This window comes from Negativicutes bacterium, assembly GCA_018052945.1.
Classification (GTDB): domain Bacteria; phylum Bacillota; class Negativicutes; order JAGPMH01; family JAGPMH01; genus JAGPMH01.
Map to the genome: position 1 here is coordinate 30,256 of JAGPMH010000001.1, position 16,314 is coordinate 46,569.

The 16,314-nt window shown below is 37.2% G+C and carries 17 protein-coding genes, 7 tRNA genes and 2 other annotated features (1 of these 26 only partly in view); all 24 genes read left to right on the top strand.

Annotated elements, in window-relative coordinates; translation table 11 throughout:
- Positions 1-61 (top strand) — a binding site (T-box leader) (it extends 148 nt beyond the left edge of the window).
- A 41-nt stretch (positions 62-102) separates the two neighbouring features.
- Complete coding sequence (gene cysE, locus KBI38_00135) at positions 103-774, top strand: serine O-acetyltransferase (GenBank protein ID MBP8628482.1); 672 nt, start codon at positions 103-105, stop codon at positions 772-774.
- Positions 755-2,194, top strand: coding sequence for a cysteine--tRNA ligase (cysS, locus tag KBI38_00140; protein ID MBP8628483.1), 1,440 nt, complete (start codon positions 755-757; stop codon positions 2,192-2,194). The genes cysE and cysS overlap by 20 nt, the downstream gene beginning before the upstream one ends.
- Positions 2,194-2,664: a ribonuclease III gene (locus KBI38_00145; protein MBP8628484.1), complete on the top strand. Its 471-nt coding sequence runs from the start codon at positions 2,194-2,196 to the stop codon at positions 2,662-2,664. Before cysS ends, KBI38_00145 begins: the two co-directional genes overlap by 1 nt.
- 13 nt (positions 2,665-2,677) lie before the next feature.
- Positions 2,678-3,361 carry an FAD-dependent thymidylate synthase gene (locus KBI38_00150; protein ID MBP8628485.1) on the top strand — a complete coding sequence of 228 codons (684 nt, stop codon included), beginning with the start codon at positions 2,678-2,680 and terminating at the stop codon, positions 3,359-3,361.
- A gap of 209 nt (positions 3,362-3,570) precedes the next feature.
- The gene (gene rlmB / locus KBI38_00155; GenBank protein ID MBP8628486.1) at positions 3,571-4,278 is read left to right on the top strand and encodes a 23S rRNA (guanosine(2251)-2'-O)-methyltransferase RlmB; all 708 of its coding nucleotides are present in this window, start codon (positions 3,571-3,573) and stop codon (positions 4,276-4,278) included.
- A gap of 30 nt (positions 4,279-4,308) precedes the next feature.
- Positions 4,309-4,836, top strand: a complete 528-nt coding sequence (locus KBI38_00160; protein MBP8628487.1) for an NYN domain-containing protein — start codon at positions 4,309-4,311, stop codon at positions 4,834-4,836.
- Between the two features lie 176 nt (positions 4,837-5,012).
- Entirely contained in the window at positions 5,013-5,741 is a 729-nt protein-coding gene (gene sigH / locus KBI38_00165; GenBank protein ID MBP8628488.1) for an RNA polymerase sporulation sigma factor SigH, read from the top strand.
- A 138-nt stretch (positions 5,742-5,879) separates the two neighbouring features.
- Positions 5,880-7,136: a 6-phosphofructokinase gene (locus KBI38_00170; GenBank protein MBP8628489.1), complete on the top strand. Its 1,257-nt coding sequence runs from the start codon at positions 5,880-5,882 to the stop codon at positions 7,134-7,136.
- 77 nt (positions 7,137-7,213) lie between these two features.
- Positions 7,214-8,023, top strand: coding sequence for an undecaprenyl-diphosphatase UppP (gene uppP / locus KBI38_00175; protein ID MBP8628490.1), 810 nt, complete (start codon positions 7,214-7,216; stop codon positions 8,021-8,023).
- Between the two features lie 79 nt (positions 8,024-8,102).
- A tRNA-Met gene (locus KBI38_00180) sits at positions 8,103-8,178 on the top strand.
- Positions 8,179-8,195: 17 nt separating this feature from the next.
- Positions 8,196-8,271, top strand: a tRNA-Thr gene (locus KBI38_00185).
- 3 nt (positions 8,272-8,274) lie between these two features.
- Positions 8,275-8,359 (top strand) — tRNA-Tyr (locus KBI38_00190).
- A 7-nt stretch (positions 8,360-8,366) separates the two neighbouring features.
- Positions 8,367-8,442, top strand: a tRNA-Met gene (locus KBI38_00195).
- A 10-nt stretch (positions 8,443-8,452) separates the two neighbouring features.
- A tRNA-Thr gene (locus KBI38_00200) sits at positions 8,453-8,528 on the top strand.
- A 6-nt stretch (positions 8,529-8,534) separates the two neighbouring features.
- Positions 8,535-8,611 (top strand) — tRNA-Met (locus KBI38_00205).
- A gap of 184 nt (positions 8,612-8,795) precedes the next feature.
- Complete coding sequence (gene rpmG / locus KBI38_00210) at positions 8,796-8,945, top strand: 50S ribosomal protein L33 (GenBank protein MBP8628491.1); 150 nt, start codon at positions 8,796-8,798, stop codon at positions 8,943-8,945.
- A gap of 19 nt (positions 8,946-8,964) precedes the next feature.
- Positions 8,965-9,040 (top strand) — tRNA-Trp (locus KBI38_00215).
- Positions 9,041-9,082: 42 nt separating this feature from the next.
- Positions 9,083-9,298, top strand: coding sequence for a preprotein translocase subunit SecE (secE, locus tag KBI38_00220; protein ID MBP8628492.1), 216 nt, complete (start codon positions 9,083-9,085; stop codon positions 9,296-9,298).
- Between the two features lie 44 nt (positions 9,299-9,342).
- Positions 9,343-9,873, top strand: a complete 531-nt coding sequence (gene nusG, locus KBI38_00225; GenBank protein MBP8628493.1) for a transcription termination/antitermination protein NusG — start codon at positions 9,343-9,345, stop codon at positions 9,871-9,873.
- A 26-nt stretch (positions 9,874-9,899) separates the two neighbouring features.
- Positions 9,900-10,325, top strand: coding sequence for a 50S ribosomal protein L11 (rplK, locus tag KBI38_00230; protein ID MBP8628494.1), 426 nt, complete (start codon positions 9,900-9,902; stop codon positions 10,323-10,325).
- A gap of 59 nt (positions 10,326-10,384) precedes the next feature.
- The gene (rplA, locus tag KBI38_00235; GenBank protein ID MBP8628495.1) at positions 10,385-11,080 is read left to right on the top strand and encodes a 50S ribosomal protein L1; all 696 of its coding nucleotides are present in this window, start codon (positions 10,385-10,387) and stop codon (positions 11,078-11,080) included.
- Between the two features lie 9 nt (positions 11,081-11,089).
- Positions 11,090-11,226 (top strand) — a sequence feature (ribosomal protein L10 leader region).
- 24 nt (positions 11,227-11,250) lie between these two features.
- Positions 11,251-11,781, top strand: coding sequence for a 50S ribosomal protein L10 (locus tag KBI38_00240; GenBank protein MBP8628496.1), 531 nt, complete (start codon positions 11,251-11,253; stop codon positions 11,779-11,781).
- Positions 11,782-11,833: 52 nt separating this feature from the next.
- Complete coding sequence (rplL, locus tag KBI38_00245; GenBank protein ID MBP8628497.1) at positions 11,834-12,202, top strand: 50S ribosomal protein L7/L12; 369 nt, start codon at positions 11,834-11,836, stop codon at positions 12,200-12,202.
- Positions 12,203-12,565: 363 nt separating this feature from the next.
- Positions 12,566-16,252 carry a DNA-directed RNA polymerase subunit beta gene (gene rpoB / locus KBI38_00250; GenBank protein MBP8628498.1) on the top strand — a complete coding sequence of 1,229 codons (3,687 nt, stop codon included), beginning with the start codon at positions 12,566-12,568 and terminating at the stop codon, positions 16,250-16,252.
- Positions 16,253-16,314: the final 62 nt, after the last annotated feature.

Genomic DNA, 16,314 nt, shown 5'->3' on the forward strand with positions numbered 1-16,314 from the left:
TATTAGTGCTAAGTGAGGCTTTTGCCTAAACAGAGTGGAACCGCGGACCACCGTCTCTGAATGAGATGGTGGTCTTTCTGTTTCTAAAAGGAGGATTATCTGATGTTTAAAACGCTTAAAAAAGATATTACCGTTATTTTTGAGCGTGATCCTGCCGCGAAAAGTGTTTTTGAGGTTATTTTTTGTTACCAAGGCTTACATGCTATTTGGTTACACCGAATCGCTCATTATCTTTTTAAAAAAGGCTGGATTTTTTTGCCAAGGCTTATCTCTAATTTTGCTAGATTTATAACCGGTATTGAAATACATCCTGGTGCGAAAATTAGTGAAGGCTTGTTTATTGACCACGGTGCAGGAACTGTTATTGGTGAAACTGTTGAAATTGGTAAAAACGTTACTTTATATCAAGGCGTAACACTAGGTGGGACAGGTAAAGAAAAAGGTAAACGTCATCCGACTATTGGTGATAATGTAGTAGTGGCTTCAGGTGCAAAAGTTTTAGGCTCATTTACTGTTGGTCATAACGCTAAAATAGGTGCCGGGTCGGTTGTTTTAAAAGAAGTTCCACCTTATGCTACAGTTGTTGGAATTCCGGGAAAAGTTGTGTTGTTATATGGTGAAAAAGTAACGGAAAATATTGACTTAGCACATGATCAATTACCTGATCCTGATGAAGAAATGATTCAATGTATGCATCGTAGTTTATTGAAACTAGAAGAAAAAGTTAAGAAGCTAGAGAAGGAGCTTAAAAAATATGAGTCTGAAAGTATATAATACCTTAACGCGTCAAAAAGAAGTTTTTATTCCTTTGGTAGAAGGAGAAGTTGGCATTTATGTATGTGGTGTTACCCCATACAATCATCCGCATATTGGTAATGCTCGACCATTTGTAACTTGGGATGTTATTAGGCGCTATTTTCAAAAAAAAGGTTATAAAGTTAAATATATTCAAAACTTTACGGATGTTGATGATAAAATTATCAGAACTGCTAATGCGGAAGGTGTAAAATGGAGTGATATTTCACAACGCTATATTGCGTCTTATTTTGAAGTTATGGATAAGCTTAATGTAAAAAGAGCTGATAATTATCCGACCGTTTCGGAGCATATGGACGATATTATTAAAATTATTGAGACGTTAATTGCTAAAGGGTTTGCTTATGTTGTTGAAGGTGACGTGTATTATAGCGTTAACAAATTTGAACATTATGGTAAACTAAGCGGTCGTAATTTAGAGGATATGAAAGCTGGCGCTAGAGTTGATGTTGATGAACGCAAAGAACATCCAATGGATTTTGCGTTATGGAAAAGTGCAAAACCGGGCGAACCATCTTGGAAAAGTCCTTGGGGTGAAGGGCGTCCGGGTTGGCATATTGAATGTTCGGCAATGTCATTAAAATACTTGGGAGAATCCTTTGACTTTCATGGTGGTGGCAGTGATTTGATTTTTCCGCATCATGAAAATGAAATTGCACAATCGGAAGCTTGTACTGGCTGTGATTCTTTTGTGCGGTATTGGCTACATAATGGTTTTATAACGGTTAATGAAGAAAAAATGAGTAAGTCACTGGATAATTTTTTTCTAGTGAAAGATATTTTAGAAAAATATAATGCCGAAGTTTTACGCTATTTTATTATTGAGACTCATTATCGTAGTCCGTTGGATTTTAGTGATGAAAGATTAAATGAGGCTGGTCGTAGTTTGGAAAGACTTAAAACAGCGCTCTTTAATTGTCAAGAACTCAGTAAACAGTCGCAAGGCGTAGAATCAGATCTTTCACTTAAATTAAAAGATTTTGCTGTTAAAGCGGAAGCTGATTTTGATAAGGCGATGGATGATGACTTTAATACGGCCTTGGCGTTAGCTAGTATGTTTGCGCTAGCAAAGGAAATTAATGTGTATTATACTGCTGTTAATAGTGGGAAGATTACTCATGATATTGAAGCTTATGAAGTAGCGAAAACAGTTTATTGTGGGATGGCTGAAGTTTTGGGGATTTTAGTTAATGCAGTAGAAGGTAAAGTTGATAGTAGCGAAAAGTTGGTAACAGACTTAATGAATTTAATAATAACGCTACGACAAACTGCACGTCAGAATAAGGATTGGACTACGGCTGATAAAATTCGCGATGAATTAAATGCAATTGGTATTACTTTAGAGGATTCTTCAACTGGTGTTAGGTGGAAGCTATAATGGATTTTAAACATTTTCAAACTTTAGTTGATAACTTATTTTCTTATGATGATGCAGGCTTAGTAACCCGATATCAAGATGTAAAACCGGAAACATTAAATCCGTTGGTGTTAGCGTATATTGGTGATGCTTATTTTAATTTATATATGCGAGGCAGATTGCTAGCTTTTGAACAAAATAAAGTGCAAATATTACATAGCTTTGGCGCTAAAATGGTGTCGGCTAAGTATCAAGCTGTTGCTTATAAAGAAATTGAAGCTGAATTAACTGAGCTTGAACAGGCTGTTTTTAAAAGAGGTCGCAATGCGAAGTGTAATGTACCAAAAAGTGCAACCGTTCAGGAATATCGTTGTAGTACGGGGTTTGAAGCGTTGCTTGGATTTTTATATTTAAAAAAGGATTTCGCAAGACTAACGGCATTAGTTGATAAAACATTTTTAATTACTGCACAAAACTTGGCTAAAAAATGATGGAGGCTGTAATATGAAAGTTAATTTGATGTGGCATACGCCGAATCCAGAACGCGTCGTTGCAATGGCGGCAAGACTTTGTTATTCGCCGGTTGGCGCTAAGGATTTGGCAGAGAATATGAGTGATGAACAAGTTGAAAAATTAGTTGCAAAAATTATTGGGCTGGGACATGCTTCGACGATGGAGCATGTAAGTTTTACTTTTGCGATAGAGGGGATATCAAGAGTTTTGTCACACCAATTGGTAAGGCACAGAATTGCTTCTTATTCTCAACAATCTCAACGTTATGTTAGTGAGCATGATTTTGAATTTATTACGCCTCCTTCAGTTGAAGGTAATGTGGAAGCTGAAACTAAATTTAATAACTTAATGGCGCAGATTAAACAGACTTATGATGAATTGGTTGAACTTGGTGTTCATAAAGAAGATGCCAGATATTGTTTGGCTAATGCTACCGAAACAAAGATCGTGGTAACAATGAATGCTAGAGCATTACTCAACTTTTTTTCATTGCGGTGCTGTTATCGTGCGCAATGGGAAATTCGTGCAATGGCTGATAAAATGTTAGCAGAAGTAAGAGGTGTTGCACCGTTGCTCTTTAAAAAAGCTGGTCCAAGTTGTGTTACTGATTTTGTTTGTAGTGAAGGTGCTATGACTTGTGGGCGGTTAGCAGAAATTTTAAAAGCTAAGAAATGACACGCTTTATTAAATTTAAAATACTTTTTAAGCGGTCTAGGATAGTAAATGATTTATTTAGCACGGTGGTTTTATCAGTATTTTTTATGATGATTGTGCTGGCAAACCTGTAGGGTGAAAAATATTATTAGTTGTGATAAATATACAAAAAAGGTGTGGTTGGATTGAGTTCTAATGTTAGTGAAATAGTTTGTGGTCGTAATGCAGTGATGGAAGCTTTGAAAAGCGGTCGGTCACTCAATAAAATTTTGGTGGCGAAGGGTGAACGTCAGGGCTCAATTAAGGAAGTTTTAGCAGTAGCTAAAGAACATAAAATTATTATTCAAGAAGTAGAAATGAAAAAATTAGAGGAATTGGCAAAAGGGATTAGACATCAAGGGGTTTTAGCATATGCAGCGCCAGTGGATTATGTTGAGCTGGAAGATATTATCGGCAGAGCGCAAGAACTAGGGGAACATCCGTTTATTGTATTGTTAGATGAACTAGAAGATCCACATAACTTAGGAGCGATTTTACGTAGTGTTGATGCCGCTGGCGCACATGGTGTTCTTATTCCGAAGAGACGCAGTTGCCCATTGTCAGCGACGGTTGCTAAAACTTCGGCAGGAGCGATTGAGTATGTTCCTGTTGCTAGAATTGGCAATGTTGCTCAAACTATTAAGGATTTAAAAAAACAAGGAATGTGGGTTGTGGGCGCTGATATGGATGGCGAAAAATATTATTATAATGCTGATTTGACGGGACCGTTAGTATTGGTTATTGGTAGCGAAGGCAAGGGGTTAGGTCGCTTGACAAAGGAACAGTGTGACTATTTGGTTAAAATTCCGATGGGTGGTAAGATTAACTCATTAAATGCATCGGTGGCTTGTTCATTAATGCTGTTTGAAGCGGTTAGACAAAGAAATAGTGCAAAGTAAAAATACTGTTGTCTGATAATAGGAGTTATCATGCGAAAAAAACAAAAAGAGTATTTAATAATTGATGCATATAATGTTATTAATAATTGGCCGGAGCTAATTGAAATCCGTGATAATTTAGAACATGCCCGTGATAAATTGATTGGTCTAATGTTGGAATATGGTGCCTATAAGGGGTATCAGGTTTTTGTAGTATTTGATGCACCTTATACTGCGGAAAAAGAAAATATCCAACAGTTGAGCTCTTTTTTAACAGTTATTTTTACACAAGAAGATGAAACGGCAGACAGTTATATTGAAAAGTTGGCGTATGACTCGGTGAAATTGGGTAAAAAGGTCTTTGTTGTTACTTCTGATTGGGTTGAACAGATGGTTATTTTAGGAGCTGGAGCATACCGAATTTCTTCACGTGAACTACGCAAAGATGTGAGAAAAGCGAAAAAGGTAATGGAAGAAGAATATAGTATTAATAGTAAATTGAATAGAAATGAATTAGGTGGAATCATTAGTAGTGCTGTAGCTGATAAACTCGAAGTTATTAGGCGTGGTAAAAAATGATAGAAAATGTTAAAAATTACAATCGAACACAAGAATGTGCTTGACTGCTAAATGTTTACTGAGGTATAATTTTTGAGAACAAACATAGGTTTTTAGAGTGGTTTTGGGAAAAGAATATTGATGAGATTTATAATAATAGCAAGACTATTAAATAAATTTTAGAAGGTGGTGCGAGAATGATTAACACTCAACACAACGAATCTGTAAATTCGTTCGAGAACATGACTGATGAGGAGATTGTCTTAGAGGCAAAAGAAAATGCTAACAACATCGCACTTGATTATCTTATTAATAAGTATCGTAATTTTGTTCGTGCGAAAGCGCGTTCATATTTTTTGATTGGTGCAGATCGTGAAGATATAATCCAAGAAGGAATGATTGGTTTATACAAAGCGATTCGTGACTTTCGCAATGATAAGTTATCCTCTTTTCGTGCGTTTGCGGAGTTATGCGTAACTAGGCAAATAATAACTGCGATAAAAACAGCTACTAGACAAAAACATATTCCGTTAAATTCTTATGTATCTTTAAATAAGCCGATTTATGATGAGGACTCTGATCGAACATTGTTGGATGTGCTATCAGGTACTAAAATTTCTGATCCGGAAGAGTTAGTTATCAGTCGTGAAGAGTTTATTGACATTGAAGCAAAAATGGGACAGATTCTCAGTGAATTAGAATGGAAAGTTTTGATGTCCTATTTAGATGGGAAATCTTATCAAGAAATCGCTGTTGATTTAGAACGTCATGTGAAATCAATTGATAATGCGTTGCAACGAGTGAAAAGAAAATTAGAACGTTACTTGGAAAAACGTGAAGATGATGATTTAAGCAGTGTCTATAACGGTTTAAATAATATTAATAAGCAGTTACATGGTTTTTGTGAAGGAATGCAGAAGAAATAAGACAGATTGTATGGTCTTATTTCTTTTTTTTGCGATTATTGTCGAATTTTTTAGATATTTCAACCCCTGATTAGTAAGTGAAATATGGTATAATATTCATATATGCATTATTTGTAAAGAAGAGTAGGAGGCTTTAATTTGGAACAAAATACGGTAGCGATTGTTTGTGGTGGAGGTCCGGCTCCGGGAATTAATAGTGTAATTAGTGCTGTAACTATTGAAGCTGATAAAAATGGTTGGAATGTTGTTGGAGTTTATGATGGATTTTCATATTTAGCACAAGGTGAACCTAAAACTGTAAAGTTGACCTATGATAATGTTAGTACAATTCATCTTCGTGGTGGTTGTATTTTACATATGGCACGTTTTAATCCAACGAAGAATGAAGCTGACTTAGAAAATGTAGTAAAAACACTAAGAGGTATGGGTGTTAATAATTTAGTAACTATTGGTGGCGATGATACTGCCTATTCGGCAGCAAAGGTTTCAGAATATGCTCGTAACTTAGGACAGCCGATAAATGTAGTTCATGTCCCGAAAACGATTGATAATGATTTGCCGTTGCCGGAGGGGGTGCCGACGTTTGGTTTTGAAACGGCGCGGCAATTTGGCGCGGCTGTTGTTAACAATCTAATGGAAGATGCACGTACTACTAATAATCGTTGGTATTTAGGAATTGCAATGGGGCGTACTGCGGGTCATTTGGCGCTGGGAATCGGACAAAGTGCGGGTGCGATTATTACTATTATTCCTGAAGATTTTAATAGTGAAAAAATTAGACTACAAGCAGTAATTGATATGTTGCTAGGAAGTATTGTAAAAAGATATTTAACCGATAGAAATTATGGTGTGGCAATTATTGCGGAAGGCGTTATTGAAAAAATTGAAAAAGATGATTTATGTTCGTTAGAAGAGTGTTGTCTAGATGAACATGGTCATATTAGATATGCAGAAATTGATTTTGGTGGATTGATAAAAAAACAATTAGTAAAAGAATTGAAAAAAATTGGCTTAAAAATTACGTTGGTAGATAAAGAAATTGGGTATGAATTAAGATGCGTACCACCGATTGCCTATGATATAGAATATACAAGAAGTCTTGGTTATGCTGCTTTTAATTACTTGGCTGATGGGCAGACTGATGCAATTGTGACAATGCAGTGTGGTGAAATTAAACCTTTAAAATTTGCGGAAATTTGTGATGCTATTACCGGAAAAACGGTGGTTCGAAGAGTTGATACAACTTCAATGCATTACAAAATAGCCCAAGAATATATGGTTAAGTTTGTTGAAGCTGATTTTACAGAAGATGATAAATGTCATAAAATAGCACAAGCCTTAAAGATGACGGCAGAAGAATTTAAAAATAAATATTCATATTTATTGGAGGTTTAAAAGAACACAAATTAGATGTTAATCGTCTAATTTGTGCTTTTTTATGAAAATTACATTATTAATAAGGAGCATAAACTATGTTGTGGATTATTGCGATAGTTTTAGGGGTAATACAAGGGATTGGTGAATTTTTACCGATTTCAAGTTCTGCACATTTAATAATAAGTAGGTGGCTTTTTGGTTGGGATGAGATTTTAAAAGGTGGCGGAAATATTGAAATAGCACTCGATGTGGCGTTGCATCTAGGCACATTGATTGCAGTATTACTCTATTTTTATCAAGATTGGATTGAAATGATTAAAGCCGGATTTAAAAATGGCTTAAAAACTAAAGATGGCAAAATGTTTTGGTATTTGATATTGGCCACTATTCCGGCGGGGGTAGTAGGCTTATTGTTAGAGCATAAAATTGAAGAAATTTTTCGTGGAGATATGTTGGTTATTGCAGCTGGGCTTGCTATTATGGGGGTTGTATTATATTTGGTTGATAAAATTTGCTTGCAAAAACTAACGTTGCAAAAAATAACATTAGCACAGGCTGTTATTATTGGTTGTTGCCAAACATTAGCCTTGATTCCTGGAGTTTCGCGATCAGGTATTACCATGACAACAGCTCGAGCACTTGGTTTTACGAGAGAAGCGGCGGCGAAGTTTTCTTTTTTCTTGGCAACACCTATTATTGCTGGAGCAGCGGTAAAACACTTTGCGGATATTATAACGCACTTATTTAATCCTTTGTTTTGGGTAGGGACTTTGGTTTCGGCGGTCGTAGGATTATTTTGTATTGGGTTTTTACTAAAATATCTACAAAAAAATAATTTTGCGATCTTTGCCCTTTACCGCATTGCCTTGTCGATTGTTATTGTGATAGTATATTACTATCGTTGAAAAATAAAATAAAAAAATACTTTACAAACCTAAAAACATGTGATAACATTATATCTTGTCACGAGGTAGTAAGTTTTATCGCGGGGTGGAGCAGTTGGTAGCTCGTCGGGCTCATAACCCGAAGGTCGCAGGTTCGAGTCCTGTCCCCGCAACCAAATATTTTTAAATTAATGCTGGTGTAGCTCAATTGGTAGAGCAGCTGACTTGTAATCAGCAGGTTGGGGGTTCAAGTCCTCTCGCCAGCTCCATATGGATGGGTTCCCGAGTGGCTAAAGGGAGCAGACTGTAAATCTGCCGGCTCTGCCTTCGTTGGTTCGAATCCAACCCCATCCACCATTTACACCGCGGGGTGGAGCAGTTGGTAGCTCGTCGGGCTCATAACCCGAAGGTCGCAGGTTCGAGTCCTGTCCCCGCAACCAAATGAAAATTGCTGATGTAGCTCAGTCGGTAGAGCGTATCCTTGGTAAGGATAAGGTCACCGGTTCAATCCCGGTCATTAGCTCCATAGATTGGCGGTGTAGCTCAGTTGGCTAGAGCATGCGGTTCATACCCGCAGTGTCCGGGGTTCAAATCCCTGTGCCGCCACCAAAAAACATAACCCCGTGAGGGGTTTTTCTGTTTGTAAAATAGTTATTTTAATAGTTATAAAAAATATAACTAAAAATAAAATACCCGGTAACGTGGACTATTGACAGCAAGACTTAAGTATGCTAGATTATATTAGTGACGTTAACAAGAAGTGTCATATTTACAGGTAAGAGGGGTGCGAAATATGCGCAATGCAGTTACATTGGCCTGTGTTGAATGTAAGCAACGCAATTATCAGACCAATAAAAACAAAAAGAACGATCCGGATAGATTAGAGTTCAACAAATACTGCAAGTTCTGCAAAAAACATACTTTACATAAAGAAACAAAATAGTTTCTTCATAAAGTAATGTAGGGGTATAGCTCAATTGGTAGAGTAGCGGTCTCCAAAACCGTTGGTTGTGGGTTCAAGTCCTACTGCCCCTGCCAGATGTTTATTGTAGTTGTAGTATGTTATGGGGATGTGAGAGCTTGGCTAGTCAAGAAACAGCAGTTCAAACTAGTGCTTCACGCTTTAAAAAGTTTTTTCGTGAAGTGAAAGCTGAAATGAAAAAAGTATCATGGCCGAACAAACAAGAACTGATTTCATATACTATTATAGTATTTGTAACGGTCCTTTTTGTTGTGGCGCTTATATGGTTATATGATGCTATTTTTACTAAAGTATTAGAGTATATTATACGATAACCGGTTAAGGGGGTGGGGGACGTAAGAAGTCGTCCCTTATAGTGATGGAATCCGAAAAAAAGTGGTATGTAATCCATACATATTCAGGCTATGAAAATAAAGTAAAAGCTAATCTTGAACGCAAAGTTCATTCAATGGGCATGGAAGATGAAATATTTCGTATTCTAGTGCCAATGGAAGATGAAGTTGAAATTAAAGATGGCAAAAAGAAAATAGCTAAAAAGAAAGTTTTCCCAGGGTATGCCTTGGTGGAAATGATTGTAACTGACAAGTCTTGGTATGTTGTTCGCAACACGCCGGGCGTAACAGGTTTTGTCGGGTCCGGCACTAAACCAATACCGTTAACTGATGCTGAAGTAAAACGTATTCTTAAATCTATGGGAATTGATGAGCTTAAATCGAAGTTTGACATTGAAGTTTCGCAAGCGGTTCGCATTAATTCCGGAGCATTTGAGAATTGGACTGCTACGGTAACGGAGATTTATCCTGAACGTAGTAAGATAAAAGTTGTAGTAAATATGTTTGGACGTGAAACTCCGGTAGAAGTTGATTTCACGCAAGTTGAAAAGATTTAAATGTTTTGTAAGGAGGTGTAATATAAATGGCTAAAAAAGTTGTTAAACTTGTAAAGTTGCAAGTACCTGCTGGTAAAGCTACTCCAGCGCCTCCGGTTGGTCCTGCACTTGGTCAAGCTGGTGTAAACATCATGGCTTTCGTTAAGGAGTTCAATGAAAGAACGGCTGCTCAAGCTGGTTTAATCATTCCAATTGAAATTAGCGTATTTGAAGATAGATCATTTACGTTCATTACAAAAACTCCTCCAGCAGCGGTATTACTTAAAAAAGCAGCTGGTATCGAAACAGCATCTGGCGAACCTAACAAGAAAAAAGTTGCTAAGTTGCCACGTGCTAAAGCTCGTGAAATTGCTGAAAGCAAAATGGAAGACTTAAATGCTGCTGATGTAGAAGCTGCTACTCGTATGATCGAGGGTACTGCTCGTAGTATGGGGATTGAAATCGTAGACTAATCTACCTTCAATTCTGTGGGAGGAAAAACCGTTATTACCACGAAAGGGGAAATTTAAAAATGGCTAAATTCGGTAAAAAATATCAAGAAGTAGCAAAACAAATCGAAGATAAACTATATGAAGTTGAAGAAGCGATTGATCTTGCTAAAAAAACAGCTACAGCTAAATTTGACGAAACAGTTGAATTTGCTGTTAAATTAGGTGTTGATCCTAAGCATGCTGATCAACAAGTTCGTGGTGCAGTTGTATTACCACATGGTACTGGTAAAACAAATCGCGTACTTGTATTCGCAAAAGGCGATAAATTGAAAGAAGCTGAAGCTGCCGGTGCTGATTATGCTGGTGCTGAAGAATTAGTAACTAAAATTCAAGGAGGCTGGGCAGACTTTGATGTTGCTGTAGCTACTCCTGACATGATGGGCTTAGTTGGCCGTCTAGGTAAAATCCTTGGTCCTAAAGGCTTAATGCCTAACCCTAAAGTTGGTACTGTAACTTTAGATGTTGCTCGCGCAATAAATGAAATTAAAGCAGGTAAAATTGAGTACCGTACAGATAAAGCTGGTAATATCCATGCTCCAATCGGTAAGGTTTCATTCGATAGTGAGAAACTCGTAGAGAATTTCTACACCCTGATGGATACATTAATTAAGGTTAAACCTTCTGCTGCAAAAGGGCAATATGTACGTTCTGTAACAGTTAGTACAACTATGGGCCCTGGCATCAAGATTAACCCTCTAAAAGCTGCCGGCAAATAAGGCGTAAATTTAATAAAGAATTTAAGGCTGTAGAAAGCAGGTATTGATAATGGATTGTTCCGCCTGCCGAGGTCGGAGTTTTTAGAGATGGCGTTGCCATTTACGACCTCCGGTATACTGCCGTGAGGTCGTTTTTTAATGTTCTTAAAATATGAAAGGAGGTGTAGTCCATGGCTGTAACTTCAGCGAAAATAGCAGCAGTTGCCGAGTTGAAAGAAAAGTTGAGCGCCAGTAAAGGTGTTGTTTTAACTGACTATCGCGGTTTAACAGTTGCTCAGGATACTAAACTTCGTTCTAAATTGCGTGAAGCTGGTGTAGAGTATCGTGTTGTAAAAAATACAATGACTCGTATTGCCGCTAACGAAATTGGCATAGATGGTTTAGATAGCTATCTTGAAGGACCGACAGCTATTGCTATATCTGAGACTGATCCTGTTGCTCCAGCTAAAATTATTGCTGAGTTTGTTAAAGAACATAAGCTTAAAGTTTTAGGTGTTAAAGCAGGTTTAGTTGAAGGCAAAGTAATAGACGCTGCCGGTGTTAAAGCCTTAGCGGAATTGCCACCACGCGAAGTTCTTATTGCACAAGTACTTGCTGGAATGCAATCCCCAATCGTTGGTCTTGTCAACGTATTACAAGGTTCTATCCGCAATGTTGTTTATGCGCTTGACGCAGTGCGTCAACAAAAAGAATCTGCATAAAGCATGGTTCTAAATTAAATTAAAATTATTTAAATTTTGGAGGTATATTAAAATGACTAAAGAAGAAATTATGCAAGCCATTGAGAACATGACTGTTCTTGAATTATCCGAGCTAGTAAAAGCTCTTGAAGAAAAATTCGGTGTATCCGCTGCTGCTCCTGTAGCTGTAGCTGCTGCTCCTGCTGCTGCTGGTGCTGCTGCTGAAGAAAAAACTGAATTCGATGTTATCTTAACTAATGCTGGTGCTAGCAAAATCAACGTAATTAAAGTTGTTCGCGAAATCACTGGCTTAGGTCTTAAAGAAGCTAAAGAAATCGTAGATGGCGCTCCTAAAGCTATTAAAGAAAAAGTTGCTAAAGCTGATGCTGATGCAATGAAAGCTAAACTTGAAGAAGCTGGCGCAACTGTTGAAGTTAAATAATTTCAACTAAAATAGAAAATTAAAGAGTACCGTCCGGTACTCTTTAATTTTTTTTAAATAAACTAATCTATAGATTGACAAAAAAATAATATTATGATAGCATTATTTAATGCGACGTGTATTATCACTAAGCAAGACATAAATATGATAATATTTATGATAAAGACAAATTAACTTAGGTATGACATATCATGGTAGGAATATAATACGCTGGAGAATGACGGTTTGTCTATCAATAAAGTAGCAAGGTAATAACTCAAATAGTAGCCTTGCCTTTTTTCGTATTCTACAAAACGGATTATAATGACTGCTATTTTGGTATGTTTAAGTTTAGTCAAATTGGGCTAAGGGGTGAAGGATTTAATGTTCAATCCTGTTCCGGTGGGCAAGAGAATCAGGTATAGCTATGCTAAAATCAAAGAAGTATTAGATATGCCCAACCTTATTGAAATTCAAAAGAATTCGTATGACTGGTTTTTAAAAGAAGGATTACAAGAGATTTTTTATGATGTATCTCCAATCCAAGATTTTACTGGTAATTTGGTATTATCTTTTGAAAACTTCAATTTAGGTGAGGCAAAATACGATGTTGAAGAGTGCAAGGAACGTGATGTTACCTATGCGGCTCCACTTCGTGTTGGTGTTCGTTTAATCAATCGTGAAACTGGTGAAATTAAAGAGCAAGAAGTATTTATGGGTGATTTTCCGTTGATGACCGATAATGGTACATTCATTATCAATGGTGCAGAACGTGTTATTGTCAGCCAACTTGTGCGTTCACCAGGAGCTTATTATGGTGAAACAATTGATACTAGTGGTAAAAAATTATTTAATGCAACAGTAATTCCTAATAGAGGCGCTTGGCTGGAATTGGAAACTGATGCAAATGACGTTATTTCGGTACGAGTTGACAGAACTCGTAAGCTTCCGGTAACTGTATTAATCCGTGCACTGGGCTATGCGTCTGATGCTACTATCTCTGAATTATTTGGAGATGATGTTAGAATTCGCGCTACATTAGAACGTGATAATACTGCATCGAGAGAAGAAGCTTTAGTTGAAATTTACAAAAGATTGCGCCCAGGTGAACCGCCAACAGTTGACAATGCAACGCAATTATTAGAGTCGTTGTTTTTTGACCCAAAACGTTATGATCTAGCTACTGTTGGTCGTTATAAGTTAACGAAAAAATTAGGTTGGAAAAGAAGATTGTTGGGTAAAACTCTTTATCAACCTATTGTCGATAAAGAAACTGGAGAAATTATTCTTCAGGCTGATATTGTTTTAGATGAAGAAGTTTTAGAAAATCTTGATGAAAAAGCAGTATTTGGCGAAAATGAAGTAATTGAAGTAAAAGTCAAAAATAAAGATGGCGAAGCTGTAAAAATGCTTTGTACTCCTACTTTGCCTTATGCTCATAGAACCATTACTAGAGAAGATGTAATTGCTTCAATTAGCTATTTATTAAATTTAATGGATGGCTATGGTAATACTGATGATATTGACCATTTAGGTAATAGAAGATTACGTTCCGTCGGTGAATTATTACAAAATCAATTTAGAATTGGTTTGTCCCGTATGGAAAGAGTTGTAAAAGAGCGAATGACTATTCAAGATGTGGATATTATAACACCACAAGCTTTAATAAATATTCGTCCGGTTGTGGCGGCAATCAAAGAATTCTTTGGTTCTAGCCAGTTATCGCAGTTTATGGATCAAACTAATCCACTAGCTGAATTAACTCACAAACGTCGTTTAAGTGCGCTAGGCCCTGGTGGTCTTAGCCGTGAACGTGCCGGGTTCGAAGTACGTGACGTACATCATTCTCATTATGGTCGGATGTGTCCAATTGAAACACCAGAGGGACCTAATATCGGCTTGATTGGTTCATTATCTACTTATGGTCGAATTAATGAATTTGGTTTTATTGAAACGCCTTATCGCAAAGTCGATAAAGCAAATAAAAGAGTTACTGATGATGTTCGATATCTGACAGCAGATGAAGAAGATGAAATGACAGTAGCACAGGCTAATGTGCCATTGACTAAAGATAGCTGGTTTGCGGATGAACGGGTAACTGCACGTCACAAGCATGATACTTTGTTGATTCCGGGTGAAAATGTTGATTATATGGACGTATCACCACGCCAAGTTGTGTCAATTGCAACAGCGATGATACCATTCTTAGAAAATGATGATGCGAATCGTGCCTTAATGGGTGCGAACATGCAACGTCAAGCGGTGCCATTACTTCGTACTCAAGCTCCATTGGTTGGAACTGGTATGGAATACAAAGCGGCACGTGATTCCGGCGTAGTTATTTTAGCGAAAAATGCCGGAGTTGTAGAAAAAGTTACAGCGGTAGAAATTCACGTTAGAACTGATAATGGTAAATTAGATACTTATAAATTATTAAAGTATCTTCGTTCGAATCAAGGCACTTGCATCAACCAAAGACCGATTATTTATAAAGGTGAAAGAGTTGAAAAAGGGCAAGTGTTAGCAGATGGTCCTGCTACCGATAATGGTGAATTGGCACTAGGCTTTAATGTGTTGGTTGCCTTTATGCCATGGGAAGGGTATAACTACGAGGATGCGATTTTACTTAGCGAAAAGCTAGTAAAAGAAGATGTCTTTACATCAATTCATATTGAAGAATATGAATGTGATGCTCGTGATACTAAACTTGGACCGGAAGAAATAACAAGAGATATCCCAAATGTAGCGGAAGAAGCACTACGTGATCTTGATGATAGAGGAATTATTAGAATTGGTGCGGAAGTTCGTCCGGGTGATATTTTAGTAGGTAAAGTAACGCCAAAAGGTGAAACAGAACTTACTGCTGAAGAAAGATTATTAAGAGCGATTTTCGGTGAAAAAGCTCGTGAGGTTCGTGATACGTCCTTAAGAGTTCCGCATGGTGAAGCTGGGAAAATTGTTGACGTAAAAGTATTTAGCCGTGAAAATGGTGATGAATTGTCACCAGGGGTAAATCATTTAGTAAGAGTTTATATTGCTCAAAAACGTAAAATTTCTGAAGGCGATAAAATGGCTGGTCGTCACGGTAACAAAGGTGTTGTTTCGCGGATTATGCGTGAAGAAGATATGCCGTTCTTACCAGATGGGACGCCAGTACAAATTGTGTTAAATCCATTAGGCGTACCGTCACGGATGAACATCGGACAGGTTTTAGAAACACATCTTGGTATGGCTGCGGCAACTTTAGGGATGCAAATTAAAGCTGGCGACCTTGGTGTTGCTGATAAATTACGCAAATTAGGTTACGATGTTGATACTCATGGTCTACCAAAACCAGATTTAGCAGGGATTCATATTTCAACACCGGTATTTGATGGTGCTAAAGAAAGTGAAGTCTTTGCAACATTAAAAGCAGCGGGATTAGCTGATAATGGTAAAACGGTGCTTTATGATGGTAGAACCGGTGAAGCCTTTGATAATAATGTCACTGTTGGTTATGTATATATGCTTAAATTAGCCCATTTGGTTGATGATAAAATTCATGCCAGATCAACAGGCCCATACTCCTTAGTAACACAACAACCGTTGGGTGGTAAAGCTCAATTTGGTGGACAACGCTTTGGAGAGATGGAGGTTTGGGCATTAGAAGCTTATGGTGCAGCTTATACACTACAAGAATTATTAACTGTTAAATCAGATGATGTTGTTGGGCGTGTTAAGACTTATGAAGCCATTGTAAAAGGTGAAAATGTTCCTGAACCAGGGGTGCCGGAATCATTTAAAGTTCTTATCAAAGAATTGCAAAGTATTGGTCTAGATATTAAAATACTTTCTGAAGATGCTCAAGAAATTTTAATTCGTGACACTGATGACGATATTGTTGAAATGGCTAAAGCATTAGAATTACCGGTAGAAGGCATTGAAGCATTAGGTAAAGTTACAGAAACTAAAAAACCTGTAGAGCAAGTTGATAATTATGATAAAAATGATGAAGCTGAGCCAATTGAAGATGATCTTGATATTATTGCTGAAATGATTGAATTAGACAGCGATGATTTAAAAGAAGAGTAAAAAGTTAATAAAATTAGATTTTAAAGATAATTCGAAGATGACTTCGAATATATAGAAGGGAG

Bases quoted from the DNA above. Each gene is read 5' to 3' on its own strand.
- cysE (MBP8628482.1), top strand. From the start codon at position 103: ATGTTTAAAACGCTTAAAAAAGATATTACCGTTATTTTTGAGCGTGAT.
- cysS (MBP8628483.1), top strand. From the start codon at position 755: ATGAGTCTGAAAGTATATAATACCTTAACGCGTCAAAAAGAAGTTTTT.
- KBI38_00145 (MBP8628484.1), top strand. From the start codon at position 2,194: ATGGATTTTAAACATTTTCAAACTTTAGTTGATAACTTATTTTCTTAT.
- KBI38_00150 (MBP8628485.1), top strand. From the start codon at position 2,678: ATGAAAGTTAATTTGATGTGGCATACGCCGAATCCAGAACGCGTCGTT.
- rlmB (MBP8628486.1), top strand. From the start codon at position 3,571: ATGGAAGCTTTGAAAAGCGGTCGGTCACTCAATAAAATTTTGGTGGCG.
- KBI38_00160 (MBP8628487.1), top strand. From the start codon at position 4,309: ATGCGAAAAAAACAAAAAGAGTATTTAATAATTGATGCATATAATGTT.
- sigH (MBP8628488.1), top strand. From the start codon at position 5,013: ATGATTAACACTCAACACAACGAATCTGTAAATTCGTTCGAGAACATG.
- uppP (MBP8628490.1), top strand. From the start codon at position 7,214: ATGTTGTGGATTATTGCGATAGTTTTAGGGGTAATACAAGGGATTGGT.
- rpmG (MBP8628491.1), top strand. From the start codon at position 8,796: ATGCGCAATGCAGTTACATTGGCCTGTGTTGAATGTAAGCAACGCAAT.
- nusG (MBP8628493.1), top strand. From the start codon at position 9,343: ATGGAATCCGAAAAAAAGTGGTATGTAATCCATACATATTCAGGCTAT.
- rplK (MBP8628494.1), top strand. From the start codon at position 9,900: ATGGCTAAAAAAGTTGTTAAACTTGTAAAGTTGCAAGTACCTGCTGGT.
- rplA (MBP8628495.1), top strand. From the start codon at position 10,385: ATGGCTAAATTCGGTAAAAAATATCAAGAAGTAGCAAAACAAATCGAA.
- KBI38_00240 (MBP8628496.1), top strand. From the start codon at position 11,251: ATGGCTGTAACTTCAGCGAAAATAGCAGCAGTTGCCGAGTTGAAAGAA.
- rplL (MBP8628497.1), top strand. From the start codon at position 11,834: ATGACTAAAGAAGAAATTATGCAAGCCATTGAGAACATGACTGTTCTT.
- rpoB (MBP8628498.1), top strand. From the start codon at position 12,566: ATGTTCAATCCTGTTCCGGTGGGCAAGAGAATCAGGTATAGCTATGCT.